The following is a 13848-nucleotide window of genomic DNA, read 5'->3' as shown; positions in this document are numbered from 1 at the left end:
GCAGCACGCGAGCCAATCCCGATGAGGAAACCATCAACTGGAGAGCCGTGTGCGGGAGAACCGCACGCACGGTTCGGAGGGCGGGGAGGCTAAGCCTTCCCGACCCCTATCAGGCCCCTGCCGCTCTTCGCCCCCGTTTCAAACACCCTGCCCCCTGCGGCATTGAGCCGCGCCCTTGGCTGTCATACACTCGCGGAACATTCAAACAATTGTTTCCAATGATGTGGAGCCGTTGCCCATGGCCCAGCAGCCCGACACCGTCACGCGCATCCTCGATACCGCCGAGGTGCTGTTCGCCGAGCGCGGCTTCGCCGAGACCTCGCTGCGCAACATCACCAGCAAGGCCAAGGTCAACCTGGCGGCGGTCAACTATCACTTCGGCTCCAAGAAGTCGCTGATCCAGGCGGTCTTCGCGCGCTACCTCGACCCCTTCACCGTGCGCTTCCACGCCGCCCTCGACGAGCTCGAGGCGGACCACGCGGGGGGCGTGATTCCGCTGGAAGAATTGCTGGAGACCATGGCGCGCAGCGTGCTCGAGGTGCCGGCGGAGCGCAACAGCCTCAAGGGGTTCATGCGCCTGCTGGGGCTCGCCTACAGCCAGGCCCAGGGCCACCTGCGCCGCTACATCCAGGAGGAGTACGGCAGCGTCTTCACCCGCTTCACGGAGCTGGTGCGCCGCGCCACGCCGGAACTGCCCGATGCCGAGCGCTTCTGGCGGCTGCACTTCATGCTGGGCACGGTGATCTTCACGCTCTCCGGCCTGGATGCCCTGCGCGACATCGCCGAGAAGGACTACGGCGAGCACGTCAGCGTGCGCGACCTGGTGCGTCGCCTGCGCCCGGTGGTGGTGGCGGCCATGAACGCGCCGCTGCCCGAGCCTGCCCCGGCCCGGCGCGAGGCCGGCTGATGCGCACGCCCTTGCTCACCGAACTGCCGCCGGCGGAGGGTGTGTGGCTGGAGATCGACACGGCCGCCCAGCGGCTCAGCGTCTGGCGGGGGCGCGAGGTCGAGTGGTCCTGCGAGGTCTCCACGGCCGCCAATGGCACCGGGGAGGAGGAGGGCAGCGGCGCCACGCCGCTGGGCTGGCACACCATTCGTGCCGCCATCGGCGCGGGTAACCCGCCGGGGTCCGTCTACCGCGGCCGCCGGCCCACCGGCGAGGTCTACAGCGAGGCCCTGGCCGCCGAGCACCCGGGCCGCGACTGGATCCTTACCCGCATCCTCTGGCTAAGCGGCCTGGAGCCGGGCCGCAACCGCGGCGGCAACGTGGACTCCCAGCGGCGCTATATCTACCTGCACGGCACCCCGCCGAGCGAGCCCATGGGCGTCGCCCGCTCCCATGGCTGCATCCGTGTGCGAGATGGTGAGCTGCTGGCGCTGTTCGAGATCGCCCTGCCGGGCACGCCGGTCTGGCTGCATGACTGACGATGTGAGTGCAGGATTCTGTGGAAGCAGGGTGTCGTGGGAGCGGTGCTCGCACCGCGAAAGGCGGAGGGCGAAAATCGCCGTGCAAGCACCGCTCCCACAAAAAACCTATCGCCGTGCAAGTCCAAACGTCGAACCGACAGCTCCCACATTACGGCCGCTGCCATCATCCTGCTCGGCGCTCGGCGCTCGGCGCTCGGCGCTCGGCGCTCGGCGCTCGGCGTTAAATCACGCCGCCGCGCTCTTCAGCAGCGGCCAGGCGCCCTGTTTCGAGGCTTCCAGGATCACCACCTCGACGATGGTGCCGTCCTCTGCATAGCTGATATGCGTGTTCCAGTCCTGAGAGCGTTCACGAGCTATCGGCTTGTCGGCAAGGTGCAGTACCAGGATGTCATCCGCCTCGTCATAGGTGGTGCGCATGATCAAGCCTCCCATTGGATCAGGTTCCTGGTCCTTTATATCATCGGCTGGCCGCTTGGCCGCTTGGCCGCTTGGCCGCTTGGCCGCTCGGCTGCTTGGCTGCTTGGCCGCTCGGCGCTTTAGCCGATCACGCTGCCCAGTTCGAAGATCGGCAGGTACATCGAGATCACCAGGCCGCCGACCAGCACGCCCAGCACCACGATGATGAAGGGCTCGAGCAGCGAGGTGAGGGTATCCACCTTGTTGTCGACCTCCTCCTCGTAGTAGTCCGCCACCCGGTTGAGCATGGCATCCAGCGAGCCGGCCTCCTCGCCGATCCCCACCATCTGCACCGCCAGCGCCGGGAACTGCTCGGTGAGGCGCATGGCGAAGTTGAGCTGCTGGCCGGTGGCCACGTCCTCGCGGATCTGGGCGATGGCGCGCTCGTAGACCATGTTGCCCGCCGCGCCCTCGGCGGTTTCCAATGCCTCCACCAGCGGCACGCCGGCGCCGAAGGTGGTGGCGAGCGTACGCGAGTAGCGCGACACGGCCGACTTGTCGAGGATGTCGCCGATCACCGGGATGCGCAGCGAGAGCGCATGCATGCGGTAGCGGAACGCCACGGACTTCTTCATGCCGGCGCGCAGGAAGAAGATGAAGGCCGCGACGCCGAGCAGGCCCCACCACCAGTATTGCTGGGCGAACTCCGAGAGAGCGATGGTCATGCGGGTCATGGCGGGCAGCTCGGCGCCGAAGCCATGGAAGAGGCTCTCGAACTGTGGCACCACCTTGATCAGCAGCAGGGCCGTGACGGCAAAGGCGACCACGAGGACCGACGCGGGATACCAGAGCGCCTTCTTCACGCGGCTCTTGAGCGACTCTACCTTCTCCTTGTAGGTCGCGATTCGCTCGAGCATGCGATCCAGTGAGCCCGACTGCTCCCCGGCCTCCACCAGGTTGGCAAACAGCCGATCGAAGTGCTGGGGATGGCGCTTGAGCGCCTCGGAGAAGCTGGAACCGGCCGCCACGTCGTTCATCAGCTCCTGCACCAGCGCGCTCATGGCCGGCTTCTTGAGGCTCTCCGCCACCACCTGGAAGGCCTGCAGCACCGGCACGCCGGCGCGGATCATGGTCGCCATCTGGCGGGCGAAGAGCATGATGTCCCGCGGCTTGATCTTGCCCATGCCGCCGCCGAACCCGCTCTTGCGGCGAATCTGCTTGACCATGATGTTCTGGCCGGCCAGGAGCTTCTCCACCTCGGCCTTGCGGGGCGCGATGATCTCGCCGCCCACCTTGCGCCCCTGGGGCCCCTTGCCGCTCCAGCGCCAGCGATAGAGCTTGGTCTTCTGTGACTTGCGCATGGGCTTCGTTGCCATGTTCATTTCCCTGTCCCTGCGTTATGTGTTGTCAGGTCTTGCACGGCGGTTGTTGGATTTTGTGGGTGCCGATTGCTCCTGCAGTTGCTGTAGCCGCCACTGAGCTACTTGTGGGAGCGGTGCTTGCACCGCGAAAGGCGGAGAGCACAAATCGCCGTGCAAGTCGAAGCGTCGAACCGACGGCTCCCACAAAACACCACCCCCAACAAGCACAGCTCTTACAATACCGCGCCGCTTGGCCGCTTTTCGCTAGTCCTTCGTTACCCGGTTGACCTCGGCCAGGCTGGTCAGCCCCTGCATTACCTTCAAGAGCCCGCTGCGCCGCAGGTCCGGGTGGCCTTCCTTTCTGGCCAGCTGATCAAAGTCGCGCGAGTTGCCCTCGGTCATGATCAGGTGGCTCATGTCATTGCTGATTGGCACCACCTCGTAGATGCCCACCCGGCCCTTGAAGCCTTGGGTGCAGTGCTTGCAGCCCACCGGCTCAAAGATGGTGGAACTGGCCACCTCCTCCTCGGTGAAGCCCTGCTGCCGCAGCACCTCGCGGGGGATGTCCGCCGGCTGCTTGCAGCGCTTGCAGAGCCGCCGCGCCAGGCGCTGGGCGATGATCAGGCTCACCGAGCTGGCGATATTGAAGGGCGCCACGCCCATGTTGGCCAGGCGCGTCAGCGTCTCCGCCGCCGAGTTGGTATGCACCGTGCTGAGCACCAGGTGGCCGGTCTGGGAGGCCTTGACGGCGATCTCGGCGGTCTCCAGGTCGCGGATCTCGCCGACCATCACCACGTCAGGGTCCTGACGCAGGAAGGCGCGCAGGGCGCTGGCGAAGTCCAGACCGATCTTGGGCAGCACGTTCACTTGGTTGACCCCCGGCACCTTGATCTCCACCGGGTCCTCGGCGGTGCAGATGTTGCGCTCCACCTGGTTGAGGATATTGATGCCGGTGTAGAGGGTCACCGTCTTGCCGCTGCCGGTGGGGCCGGTGACCAGGATCATGCCCTGGGGGTCGTCGAGCACCGCCTCGTACATGTCGCGCTGCTCGGGGGTGAAGCCCAGCTGCTCGATGCCCATCTGGGCGGAGCTGGGGTCGAGGATGCGCAGCACCATCTTCTCGCCGTAGACCGTGGGCAGCGAGTTGACGCGAAAGTCGATGGAGCGGGTGGTGGAGAGCTTGAGCTTGATGGCGCCATCTTGCGGCAGGCGGCGTTCCGAGATGTCCAGCCGCGACATCACTTTCAAGCGCGCCGAGATCCGCGAGCGCATGGCGAAGGGCGGGTGGGCCACGTCGTGGAGGATGCCGTCGATGCGGAAGCGCACCCGGTAACTGGTTTCATACGGCTCGAAGTGGATGTCCGAGGCGCCGCGATGGATGGCGTCCAGCAGGATCTTGTTGACGAACTTGACGATGGGCGCGTCGTCGCCGGCCGCGGCCACCGCCGCCTGCTCGTCCGTGGCGTCCACCACGCCCTCATCAAAGGCCAGCTGGCCCACGGCGTCGTCGACGTCGCCCAGCTCATCGAGCATGCTGCGCTCGCTGCGCGCCAGATACCCCTCCAGCACCGGGCCGAGCTGGTCCACCGGGGCCAGCACCCCCTCCGGCGTCAGGCCGGTGGCGAACTGCAGCTCGTCGAGCAGGGCGAGCGTCGAGGGGTAGGGCACCGCCACGGTGAGCCGATGGCCGTGGCGCACCAGCGGCAACACCCCCAGCCGGCGCAGGATCTTGTCCGGGTACTCCGCCGCGGGAGGCAGGCTCTCCAGGCGGATGGCGTCCAGGTCGATGATCGGCAGGCCGTACTCCCAGGCGGCGGTCAGCGTGGCCTTTCGCGCCGGCACCATGCCCGCCTCGATCAGGTGCTCGAGCAGCGACATCTCCGCCTCGCGGGCTTCAGACTCTGCGCGTACCGCCGCCGCCTCGCCCAGCAGGCCATCGCTCACCAGGCGCCGGGCCAGCCCGCGCAGCCCGTGGCGATGGGTGGCGCCATGCAGCGCCGAAGGCATGGGCGCAGGCTGAGTCGGCGGCATCTCGGGGGACGGGGGACGGTAGTCGTTCATGGCGCCTCATGGTGTCGCAGCAGGGTGCCGCTGGAATGTGTCGTCTGCGCTGATTCTAGCCCCTGTGGCCACCCCCCGCCCAGCGCGGCACCACGCTCCTTCAACCTTTTCCTCGCACTTCGGCTCATACAGTAGTATGAAAATTCTGCTACTCACTCACCTTTCGGCTACAATACCCCTTGCAGGGTTGCAGATCGTAAATTAATGTAACCCTTACCGGGCGGCATGACGCCCGATGAACCCGGTGGCAGGGTAAAGGCTGAGACGGCTCATCCTGCCCACCTAACGTGAACCCGCACGGGCGGCGAGAAGAAGGCAGATGCCAGACGCGCCACGGCGGACAGGAGCAAGGGGCAGGGCCATGAAGAAACAAGGCATGCAGAAATACGTGAAGACCGGGCAGGGCGGTTTTACCCTGATCGAACTGATGATCGTGGTGGCGATTATCGGGATTTTGGCGGCGATTGCGATTCCAAGGTATCAGGATTATGTGACCCGCGCCCAAGTAAGTGAAGGATTAAGTATGGCAGGGTCAGCGAAGATAACGGCTGCTGAAAATTTGCAGACTGGTGCAGCGATTGATTCTGGATGGGATGCAGCGGCAAGCGAGTATGTGAAGAGCATTGGGATTACGTCAACTACAGTAGCAGGGGCCAGCGAGGCAGTTATTACGATTACTTACAAGGGGCCTCCTGGTGATGGTAATACCCTTGTATTGACCTCTGATACTTCAGGAGGAAGCGGCGGGCTTGATTGGCTTTGTACGCATACTGGATTTGATTCGCAGCAGGTTCCATCAGAGTGTCGATAAGTTCAACTTAGCAGAGGCTAATCGGGGACAGACCCCCATTTCCCTGAATGGGTTAATCGGGGACAGACCCCCATTTCGACCCCCATTTCCCTAGCCTGAACCACCCAGCGGCCGGCAGAGATGCCGGCCGCTTGTAGCTAATCGGGAGCTAATCGGGGACAGACCCCCATTTCCGACCTAGCCTGAATCAACCAGTGGCCGGCAGCGATGCCGGCCGCTGGCTTTTCCAAATTCCAAGTAATCGACGGCAGTCTCTGCCGAGTCCTCATTTCCGTCACTTGCTTGAGCCGTCGGTGGCTCGTGACAGCGTCGAGTGTTCTATCGCTGCAGCGTACCAGGTTGGCTCGCCAGTTTGGCCTCGTCCTGCGCCTCCAGCTTCTGTGCAAAATGCGGGAAGAGTTGTTCGAAACGCTGTTGGGTATCGTCGTCCTTTTGAGCAGACGCCTCGTCGGCCAGAATCATGTTCTGGTAAAGTTCGGGGTTGGGTAACAGCGTTGCTTGTCTTTCTGCCCACTGGCGATAGGTCCCGACCATCTCGGCGGAGCCCAGGGCCGCAGCGGCCGAGAGCTGCTGGGACATCACCAGGAATTCGAGGTCGTGAGGAATACCCAGCGGGTTGATCACGCTGGCCAGGGCACCGGCATTCTGGCCGCTAGTTTCCAGGTAGGACCTGACCTGCCAGAGTGCCTGCAGGTGGGTTGTCATGAAGAGCCACACAAGGGGCACCGTTAGCCAGGCGCCCGCCCGAACGCCGAAGGTATAGCGGTTGGCCCGGATTCTCGTCCTCCCGCTCATCTTGACGACCATTCCCAGCAACAACAGAAAGGCCAGCCAATGGCCTAGGGAATGGTAGAAGGGGTATTCCAGCATGGTGTGCACCGAGAGTGGTACCAGCAGGGCGGCCATCAACAGCCTTTCCCCATGCGGTCCATGTGTCCATAACCGCCAGGCCACCCAACCCGCAAGTATCAGTATCGCCAACATCGGCAGTAGACCACCCTCGATCCCCCAGAAGAAGAGCTCGTTGTGCGGGTGGCTGTAGTGCTCCTTCAGAGTGGCGCGACCCTCCTCGGCAGTGCGCCATTCGGCATGGCTATGCAGGAAATCATGCTGGAACCTGCCGTACCCCCAGCCGGTGATGGGCTTCTCGGCGATCATTCGTAGGCTGTGTTCATAGACCTGAGGACGATATCCTTCAGAAGAGATCGACTCGGCACTGCGCCCTCCTTCGCCTTGGCTCATCAAGACAATGACCGCCAGCAGGCAGCCTGCGGCCAGGGCGCTTGCCCAGGCCCTGAAACGGGCGCGGTCAAGATTCCACAGATGGAGCAGTACCATTGGCACTGCAATCAATGTCGCCAGCCAGCCCGAACGGGAGGCGATCACCAGGATCAGGGCCGGCATGAAGAGCGGCGCGAGCAGGATGACGCCGTGCTCAAGCTTGCTGTCTCGTGCTTCCCCGAAGAGCCAGGCCGAGATGACTAGCCCAGTGACCAGGAAGCTGGCCATCACGTTGACCTGCTGGAAGATGCCGTATGGCCGCCCAAGCTCCGGGTTGTACCCTAGCCAGTTGCCGGGTTCGAGCAGGTAGAGCTGCACATAGCCCAGTAAGGTTTCCATCAGGGCGCCGAGCAGGATGGCCATGCCCAGCCACCACCAATCGCGGCGCGTCAGCTGCAACTGGGCCAACCCCAAGAGCAGGATGGCGCCGGCGGTCACCGTCAGCATCCGGGGCAGGGCGATCAGCGAGGCCTCGTTCCAGCTCCAGAAGAAGGGCAGCCACAGGGCCAGCAGCAGCAACCCGAGCCCGATATGGAACTTGCTGTAGCGGATGACTCCCCTGGTGGCGGGCCACATGGAGATCGCCATCATCAGGCCGAAGCCCATCCAAACGGTGGCATTGAAGGGCAGGCGCAACCCGGAGCCGCCCATGTTGGGGAAGATGATATGCAGCAGCACGGTAAAGGTGAAAATCGCCGTGCCGATGAACCACTTTATCAGGCGGCGATTGGAGGCGGTGTCGGTGGTCATGGCAGTCCCTGCGGCCCTAAGGGCTTGATATTCTCGTTGCCGATTCGTATCGGAATGTAACGCTGCTAGTGTCGCGGGGCGTGCAGCCGATGTAAAGCGACTGGCTAATCAGGGACAGACCCCCATTTCCTGGGGCTAATCGGTGACAGACCCCCATTTCCCTAGCCTGAACCACCCAGCGGCCGGCAGCGATGCCGGCCGTTGGCGTTTTCGGCCAAGCAGCGATACATTGATCGCATGTATCACAAGAGGCGAGCATCATGCCTATCAGTCTCCGCCTGGATCCGGAAATCGAGGCACGCCTGGCCCATCTGTCCCGGGCGACAGGGCGCTCCAAGACGTTTTACCTCCGTAAGCTGATCGCGGAACATCTCGACGAGCTGGAGGATGCCTATCTGGCCGAGCATGCGCTTGAGCAGCTTCGTCAGGGCCGGGATCGCGTCATGACCTCCGAGGAGTTCTGGCGTGACCTGGAAGATTGAGTATCTGGCTTCAGCAGCAAAGAGTTTCAAGAAGATCGACCCTCAACACCGCCGGCGCATTCGTGCCTACCTGGAAGAGCGGGTAGTGTCTCTGGAGCATCCGCGCCTACTGGGCAAGCCCTTGAGGGGCGAGTTGATGGAGTTCTGGCGCTATCGTGTGGGAGATTACCGCATCATCTGCCAGATTCAGGATGACAGGCTGGTGGTGTCGGGGTTGATCGAGACGGTGGTAGTGGGGCAGCCTGGGCATCATTCGATTTTCTGTCAGTAAAAGGGGGGGCAATGCCTACGCTCTTGAAAGAAGGCCGCTATCGGTTCTTCTTTTACAGCGATGAAGGTGACCCACGAGAACCTCCTCACGTCCATGTGACTGCCGGAGGTCAGATCGCGAAGTTCTGGTTGGACCCAGTTGAGCTACAATCGAGCAAAGGCTTGCGTGCTCATGAGATCAATCACCTTCGCAAACTGGTCGAACGGCACCAATCCTATTTCATGGAGGCATGGTATGCGCACTTTGAACCTTGAATCTGATCCGCTGGCGGTTGATGTGAGTTTCACGACCGATGCCTTCCGTATCGCCCTGGACGATGGTCGTGAGTTGTCGATACCGCTAGCCTGGTTTCCCCGCCTGCTGCACGGTACTCCTGAGCAGCGTGATCAATGGGAGCTGATCGGTCGTGGTGAGGGCTTGCATTGGGAGAGCCTGGACGAAGACATCTCCGTCGCAGGCCTGCTTGCTGGACGTGGCGACCAGACGCGCCGTCATTCCCCTCGGGTCGCATGATGGCTAATCGGGGAGACCCCCATTTTCCGACCTCCATTTTCCACCTGGCCTGAATCACCCAGCGGCCGAGATGCCGGCCGCTGGCGTTGTGGTGCTCTCCTTGCGGGGAGTGCGTCATTGACGTATCATGGTTCCATGTACACGGTTATCGAAACTGCCATGTTTCGGCGTTATGCGGAGCAGATCTGGCAAGATGATGAGCGAGAGGCCTTCATTACCTGGCTTGCTGCAGATCCTCTGGCAGGAGATGTCATTCCGGGCACGGGTGGTGTACGAAAGGTCCGCTGGCGGCGCCAAGGCATCGCTACAACACCCTCGATGATGGCCAGGTATGGTTGCTGATCGTGTACTCGAAGTCGAAGTTTGACAATCTGCCCGCATCGCTGTTGAGACAATTGAGAGAGGAGCTGGACCATGGATAAAGAACTGGATCAGTTTGGGCGTGATCTTCTGGAGTCCGTGCGCCAGATGAAGCGTGGTGAGGCGGTTCGGGTCACTCGGGTCGAGGTCCCCATGGCTGCTCAGATTCGCCATCGGTTGGGACTCTCGCAAAAGGAGTTTGCCGAGCTATTGGACGTTAGCCCCGGCACATTACGTGGTTGGGAGCAGGGTCGGCGTGAGCCTACCGGTACTGCGCGTACCTTGCTGCGTGTGGCGGAAAAGCACCCCGAGGCGCTGCGCGACCTGGCGGGCTAATCGGAGACAGACCCCCATTTCCAGTTCAAGAGGCCAATTGTCGTACCTCGGGCTGTTCGCTGTGCTCGGCTTGCCAGAGGTCATAGGCGGTCTGCATCGCAAGCCAGTGTCGCGCAGTGCCGGCGCCGGCGCGCTCCAGGCGCACGGCCAGAGCCGGCGAAATGGCGGCATGCCCGTGGAGGACCCGTGAAAGGGCGACCCGAGACATGCCGAGGCGACGGGCCGTCTCCGCGACCGAGATACCCAGGGCGTCCAGGACATCCTCACGCAGCATCTCGCCGGGGTGCGGCGGATTGTGCATTCCAGTGGTGTTCATGATCATCTCCTCTTACGGGAATCCGCACGGTAACCCCGGGGCAAGTCCTCTCACCCCCCCGGCCACGTGATCAGTGGTAGTCCAGGTAGTCCACCAATTCGACATCCTCTCCGGTGAACCGCCATATCACGCGCCAGTTGCCGCTCACGCTGACCGACCAGTGATCCTTGTACTGCTCCTTCAGGGAATGAAGGCGGAAACCAGGAATATCCATGTCGGCGGGCCGCCTGGCTTGGTCGAGCGCGGCCAGGATCCGTCTGAGCTTGTTCACGTGGTCGGGGCGAAGGCCTTTCGATGACCCTTTCAAGTACAGGCCCTGAAGGCCCTTATGCTTGATCGTGAGGATCACCGTGCCAGGTCCCCGAGGAGCGCTTCAGATGGATTTCAGTGTATCGTGCCGAGACACACTTTTCAAAGGCTAGGGCTAATCGGGGACAGACCCCCATTTCTTTCCTCATCTCTGAGGCTGTGTCGCGGCCGGCCAGTTACGTTCGTCTTGACGTACGTCTTGAAAGGCTTACAATCCTGTGAGGTTGGATCATGTATGAGGTGCATCATGACCGGTATCACAGCGACCGAGGCACGCGGCAACCTTTATCGGTTGATCGATCAGGCCGCCGAGTCCCATCAGCCCATCGTCATCATGGGGAAGCGCAACAAGGCGGTTCTGGTGTCCGAGGAGGACTGGTCTGCCATTCAGGAAACGCTCTACTTGCTTTCCGTGCCCGGTATGCGCGAAACCCTTCGAGAAGGAATGGATACTCCTGTCGATGAGTGCGACGAGGCGTTGGATTGGTGACATGGAAGCTGGTTTACACCAAGCAGGCCCAGAAAGATGCCAGGAAGCTGGCGTCGAGTGGCCTGAAGCCAAAGGCGCAGGAGCTGCTGGCTCTGCTGTCGGAAGACCCTTACCGTAAGCCGCCTCCCTTTGAAAAGCTGGTGGGTGATCTTTCTGGCGCCTACTCCCGCCGCATCAACATTCAACACCGGCTGGTGTACCAGGTGATTGATGACGAGCGTGTGGTCAAAGTGCTCCGTCTATGGAGTCACTACGAATAATCGGCGAATAATCGGGGACAGACCCCCTTTCCCTTTATTCGACATCCGCCCGTGGGGGCCTGGGCTTGCGCCCCGGCGTGCCGCGCACGGTGCGTCGGCCCAGCAGTTCGGCGACCTGCTGCTGGAAGCGCGGCGTTCCCAGCACCAGCCCGCTGTGGGTGACCTGGCGGATCTCGTCGACAAGCCCTTCCTCCAGATACTCACGAAACAGCTCGCGGTAGCCTGCATGGCGCTCGATGGGGGTGGCGCCCAGCTCACGGATCACCGCATGGGGCGTGATGATCGGATCAGGGCTGCCCTGGGCATTGGCGGCATAGCTTGACCAGCGGTACTCCGCCGGATGCGCCACCATGCCGGCGCGCAGCGGGTTGAGTTCGATATAGGCGTGACAGGCCAGCAGGTAGCGGGCTTCGGCCACCAGGCAGGAGCGAAAGCGCCCCTCGAACAGGGTGCCGGTGCGCCGGTAGCGGCGGTTGAAGCGCTGTACATAGACCTGGCCGAGCCGTTTCATCATTGCGCTGATCGCCTGCGGATCCTGCGCCGGGGTGGCCAGCAGATGCACATGGTTGGTCATCAGCACATAGGCGTGAATCGCCACGCCGCAGGCACGGCTGACCTCGTCCAGCAGGGTCAGGTAGGCCTGGCAGTCGTCGCCGTCGGCAAAGCAGACGCTGCGGTTGTTGCCGCGCTGAATGAGATGCAGCGGGGTGCCGGGCAGCAGCAGGCGGGCGCGACGGGTCATGAGGGCCTCGGAATCGGCGACGCTACGCCAAGCATGGCCTAGCCGAGGGCCGGCTGCTGTACGAGATCGGTGATAGCGCCTGTCATCCAGCGAGGGTTTGGTAGAGGGCGTGGTGGATGTTGCACTGCACAAAACTCTTTGCTATTGTGCACTGCAGCAGAGCGGGGCTCTCCCGTTCCACGTCATCCAGAACCCAGGAGGTTCCATCATGACCAACTTTTTCGCCTTTGATACCAAGCACTTCGACACCGCCCAGCTGGAATCCATGTTCGCTCCGGCACGCGCCTTCGCCGCACTCTCGGTCGATACCACCGAGAAGCTGATCAATGCCCAGCTCGAGGCGACTCGTGCCTACGCCGACACCAGCCTGGCGCAGCTGCGTAGCCTGGTCGAGGTCAAGGATGCCGAAGGCCTCAAGAACTACATGGAAGGCCAGCAGCAGGTCGCCAACGAGCTGACCGAGCGCCTGAAGGGCGACGCCGAGAAGGTTGTGGCCCTGCAGCAGGAGTTCGCCGAGGAAAGCCAAAAGCTGACCGAGAGCAACGTCAAGCAAGCCCAGGAAACCGCCAAGGGCGCTACCGAGACCGCCACCAAGGCCGTCAAGGAAACTGCGCCCAAGGCCAAGTAAGCCTGTCCCGGCCCACGGGCCGGGGATAGCATAAGTCACCAGCAGGCCGCCGATCCTCCTCGATCGGCGGCCTGCTGGCGGGGGCTAATCGGGGACAGACCCCCATTCCCACCCCCATTCCCACCCATTCCCAGCACAAGATGCCGGTCTGCTAAGGGGCCCATGCTAAACTTACAGGCATAAAACGCGAGTGGCGGAGGCAGTGATGCGCTTGAGCGATCGAGAACGCCAAGAGATCGTAACGATCCTGACGCGCCATTTTGGTGCCTCAACTCGCATTCTGCTGTTCGGTTCCCGGGCGGATGACCAGGCTCGAGGCGGGGATATCGACTTGTTCATAGAGCCGGAACTGCAGGACCCCGACGAGATTGTGGAGGCCAAGCTTACTGCCATGGTGGAGCTGCATCAGCGCCTGGGTGAGCAGAAGATCGATCTGGTGATCTGCCGACAGGCGAGCCCGGATCTGCCGGTGCATCGCGTGGCGAGGGAGACGGGAGTGGCACTGTGAACCACGAAGCATTCGAGGGAAGCCTGGACATCTGCGAACGCCATGCTGAACGACTGCGCTGGGCGATGGGCACACTGAAACACCGCTTCCCTGTCGCGCCTGAGGACCTGGCCGACTTCACGCCAATGGACCTCGCGGTGGTGGATCAATTCGTGATCCGGTTTTCCAAGCTTCAGGATGCCATGGGGGCACGACTCCTGCCCGGCGTGCTCGAGCTGACCCAGGAGCCGGGCGAGTTCCCGGCCTTCATCGACAAGCTCAACCGCCTGGAGAAGATCGGTGCCATTCGATCGGCCGCCCAGTGGTTGCGTTTTCGCGAAATGCGCAATCAGTTTTCTCATGACTATCCCGACGATCCCGATATCCAGGCAAGCCTGCTCAACAAGGCCTTCACACTGGGAGAAGAGCTGCTCGCCGCGCTGGAGCACGTAAAGTCGTTCAGCAGCCACTATCGAATGCCGCCGCAGGGCTAATCGGGGACAGACCCCCATTCTTCAAGCGCATTTCACCATCTACCCCGATGAGAACTCTTCTGTTCATGCGAT

At 62.6% G+C, this 13848-nt stretch carries 19 protein-coding genes; 12 read left to right on the top strand and 7 right to left on the bottom strand.

Annotation, left to right across the window (positions count from 1 at the left end; translation table 11 throughout):
• The first annotated feature begins 238 nt into the window (after positions 1-238).
• Positions 239-907 (top strand): TetR/AcrR family transcriptional regulator, encoded by a 669-nt coding sequence (locus OP498_RS01930; RefSeq protein ID WP_280551863.1) that lies wholly within the window; start codon positions 239-241, stop codon positions 905-907.
• Positions 907-1425, top strand: a complete 519-nt coding sequence (locus OP498_RS01925; RefSeq protein WP_280551860.1) for a L,D-transpeptidase — start codon at positions 907-909, stop codon at positions 1423-1425. The genes OP498_RS01930 and OP498_RS01925 overlap by 1 nt, the downstream gene beginning before the upstream one ends.
• Positions 1426-1653: 228 nt before the next feature.
• Here the strand turns inward: OP498_RS01925 and OP498_RS01920 are convergent, their stop codons facing one another.
• The 3 genes from OP498_RS01920 to pilB form a co-directional block, all read right to left on the bottom strand.
• Positions 1654-1845, bottom strand: coding sequence for a DUF2283 domain-containing protein (locus tag OP498_RS01920; RefSeq protein WP_280551858.1), 192 nt, complete (start codon positions 1843-1845; stop codon positions 1654-1656).
• 119 nt (positions 1846-1964) lie between these two features.
• Entirely contained in the window at positions 1965-3200 is a 1236-nt protein-coding gene (locus OP498_RS01915) for a type II secretion system F family protein (RefSeq protein WP_280551856.1), read from the bottom strand.
• Between the two features lie 249 nt (positions 3201-3449).
• Complete coding sequence (pilB, locus tag OP498_RS01910; protein ID WP_280551854.1) at positions 3450-5246, bottom strand: type IV-A pilus assembly ATPase PilB; 1797 nt, start codon at positions 5244-5246, stop codon at positions 3450-3452.
• A gap of 361 nt (positions 5247-5607) precedes the next feature.
• On the opposite strand from pilB, the gene OP498_RS01905 reads away from it, so the two are divergent.
• The gene (locus OP498_RS01905) at positions 5608-6057 is read left to right on the top strand and encodes a pilin (protein WP_280551852.1); all 450 of its coding nucleotides are present in this window, start codon (positions 5608-5610) and stop codon (positions 6055-6057) included.
• Between the two features lie 318 nt (positions 6058-6375).
• Here OP498_RS01905 and OP498_RS01900 read toward each other — a convergent pair whose 3' ends face one another.
• The gene (locus OP498_RS01900; RefSeq protein WP_280551849.1) at positions 6376-8088 is read right to left on the bottom strand and encodes a Wzy polymerase domain-containing protein; all 1713 of its coding nucleotides are present in this window, start codon (positions 8086-8088) and stop codon (positions 6376-6378) included.
• Positions 8089-8348: 260 nt separating this feature from the next.
• Here OP498_RS01900 and OP498_RS01895 point away from each other — a divergent pair, with 260 nt between their 5' ends.
• The 4 genes from OP498_RS01895 to OP498_RS01880 all read left to right on the top strand — a co-directional run bounded on the left by OP498_RS01895 (position 8349) and on the right by OP498_RS01880 (position 10050).
• Positions 8349-8570 carry a TraY domain-containing protein gene (locus tag OP498_RS01895; protein WP_280550612.1) on the top strand — a complete coding sequence of 74 codons (222 nt, stop codon included), beginning with the start codon at positions 8349-8351 and terminating at the stop codon, positions 8568-8570.
• Positions 8554-8841 (top strand): type II toxin-antitoxin system RelE/ParE family toxin, encoded by a 288-nt coding sequence (locus tag OP498_RS01890; RefSeq protein WP_280551847.1) that lies wholly within the window; start codon positions 8554-8556, stop codon positions 8839-8841. Before OP498_RS01895 ends, OP498_RS01890 begins: the two co-directional genes overlap by 17 nt.
• 234 nt (positions 8842-9075) lie before the next feature.
• On the top strand, positions 9076-9354 hold the full coding sequence (locus OP498_RS01885; protein WP_280551845.1) for a DUF2442 domain-containing protein: 279 nt from the start codon (positions 9076-9078) through the stop codon (positions 9352-9354).
• 414 nt (positions 9355-9768) lie between these two features.
• On the top strand, positions 9769-10050 hold the full coding sequence (locus OP498_RS01880; RefSeq protein ID WP_280551843.1) for a helix-turn-helix domain-containing protein: 282 nt from the start codon (positions 9769-9771) through the stop codon (positions 10048-10050).
• 25 nt (positions 10051-10075) lie between these two features.
• Here OP498_RS01880 and OP498_RS01875 read toward each other — a convergent pair whose 3' ends face one another.
• Together OP498_RS01875 and OP498_RS01870 are read right to left on the bottom strand one after the other, a co-directional pair.
• The gene (locus OP498_RS01875) at positions 10076-10366 is read right to left on the bottom strand and encodes a HigA family addiction module antitoxin (RefSeq protein ID WP_280551841.1); all 291 of its coding nucleotides are present in this window, start codon (positions 10364-10366) and stop codon (positions 10076-10078) included.
• Between the two features lie 70 nt (positions 10367-10436).
• Positions 10437-10715: a type II toxin-antitoxin system RelE/ParE family toxin gene (locus tag OP498_RS01870; protein ID WP_280551839.1), complete on the bottom strand. Its 279-nt coding sequence runs from the start codon at positions 10713-10715 to the stop codon at positions 10437-10439.
• Between the two features lie 207 nt (positions 10716-10922).
• On the opposite strand from OP498_RS01870, the gene OP498_RS01865 reads away from it, so the two are divergent.
• Both OP498_RS01865 and OP498_RS01860 read left to right on the top strand, forming a co-directional pair.
• The gene (locus OP498_RS01865; protein WP_280551838.1) at positions 10923-11165 is read left to right on the top strand and encodes a type II toxin-antitoxin system Phd/YefM family antitoxin; all 243 of its coding nucleotides are present in this window, start codon (positions 10923-10925) and stop codon (positions 11163-11165) included.
• Positions 11162-11425 (top strand): Txe/YoeB family addiction module toxin, encoded by a 264-nt coding sequence (locus OP498_RS01860; protein WP_280551837.1) that lies wholly within the window; start codon positions 11162-11164, stop codon positions 11423-11425. The genes OP498_RS01865 and OP498_RS01860 overlap by 4 nt, the downstream gene beginning before the upstream one ends.
• A 34-nt stretch (positions 11426-11459) precedes the next feature.
• Here OP498_RS01860 and OP498_RS01855 read toward each other — a convergent pair whose 3' ends face one another.
• Positions 11460-12167, bottom strand: coding sequence for a transposase (locus OP498_RS01855; protein WP_280551836.1), 708 nt, complete (start codon positions 12165-12167; stop codon positions 11460-11462).
• Positions 12168-12375: 208 nt separating this feature from the next.
• On the opposite strand from OP498_RS01855, the gene OP498_RS01850 reads away from it, so the two are divergent.
• From OP498_RS01850 to OP498_RS01840, 3 genes are all read left to right on the top strand, one after another.
• Entirely contained in the window at positions 12376-12795 is a 420-nt protein-coding gene (locus OP498_RS01850; RefSeq protein WP_280550626.1) for a phasin family protein, read from the top strand.
• Positions 12796-13000: 205 nt separating this feature from the next.
• Positions 13001-13303 (top strand): nucleotidyltransferase domain-containing protein, encoded by a 303-nt coding sequence (locus OP498_RS01845; protein WP_280550628.1) that lies wholly within the window; start codon positions 13001-13003, stop codon positions 13301-13303.
• Positions 13300-13776, top strand: a complete 477-nt coding sequence (locus OP498_RS01840) for a hypothetical protein (protein ID WP_280551833.1) — start codon at positions 13300-13302, stop codon at positions 13774-13776. The genes OP498_RS01845 and OP498_RS01840 overlap by 4 nt, the downstream gene beginning before the upstream one ends.
• Positions 13777-13848: the final 72 nt, after the last annotated feature.

Source organism: Halomonas sp. 25-S5, assembly GCF_029889845.1.
Lineage (GTDB): Bacteria > Pseudomonadota > Gammaproteobacteria > Pseudomonadales > Halomonadaceae > Halomonas.
The sequence above is the reverse complement of the archived record's forward strand: the minus strand, read 5'-3'. Positions and strand labels throughout refer to the sequence as shown.

Bases quoted from the DNA above. Each gene is read 5' to 3' on its own strand.
- OP498_RS01895 (WP_280550612.1), top strand. From the start codon at position 8,349: ATGCCTATCAGTCTCCGCCTGGATCCGGAAATCGAGGCACGCCTGGCC.
- OP498_RS01880 (WP_280551843.1), top strand. From the start codon at position 9,769: ATGGATAAAGAACTGGATCAGTTTGGGCGTGATCTTCTGGAGTCCGTG.
- OP498_RS01855 (WP_280551836.1), bottom strand. From the start codon at position 12,167: ATGACCCGTCGCGCCCGCCTGCTGCTGCCCGGCACCCCGCTGCATCTC.
- OP498_RS01865 (WP_280551838.1), top strand. From the start codon at position 10,923: ATGACCGGTATCACAGCGACCGAGGCACGCGGCAACCTTTATCGGTTG.
- OP498_RS01850 (WP_280550626.1), top strand. From the start codon at position 12,376: ATGACCAACTTTTTCGCCTTTGATACCAAGCACTTCGACACCGCCCAG.
- OP498_RS01875 (WP_280551841.1), bottom strand. From the start codon at position 10,366: ATGAACACCACTGGAATGCACAATCCGCCGCACCCCGGCGAGATGCTG.
- OP498_RS01920 (WP_280551858.1), bottom strand. From the start codon at position 1,845: ATGCGCACCACCTATGACGAGGCGGATGACATCCTGGTACTGCACCTT.
- OP498_RS01885 (WP_280551845.1), top strand. From the start codon at position 9,076: ATGCGCACTTTGAACCTTGAATCTGATCCGCTGGCGGTTGATGTGAGT.
- OP498_RS01925 (WP_280551860.1), top strand. From the start codon at position 907: ATGCGCACGCCCTTGCTCACCGAACTGCCGCCGGCGGAGGGTGTGTGG.
- OP498_RS01915 (WP_280551856.1), bottom strand. From the start codon at position 3,200: ATGGCAACGAAGCCCATGCGCAAGTCACAGAAGACCAAGCTCTATCGC.
- OP498_RS01900 (WP_280551849.1), bottom strand. From the start codon at position 8,088: ATGACCACCGACACCGCCTCCAATCGCCGCCTGATAAAGTGGTTCATC.
- pilB (WP_280551854.1), bottom strand. From the start codon at position 5,246: ATGAACGACTACCGTCCCCCGTCCCCCGAGATGCCGCCGACTCAGCCT.
- OP498_RS01845 (WP_280550628.1), top strand. From the start codon at position 13,001: ATGCGCTTGAGCGATCGAGAACGCCAAGAGATCGTAACGATCCTGACG.
- OP498_RS01930 (WP_280551863.1), top strand. From the start codon at position 239: ATGGCCCAGCAGCCCGACACCGTCACGCGCATCCTCGATACCGCCGAG.
- OP498_RS01905 (WP_280551852.1), top strand. From the start codon at position 5,608: ATGAAGAAACAAGGCATGCAGAAATACGTGAAGACCGGGCAGGGCGGT.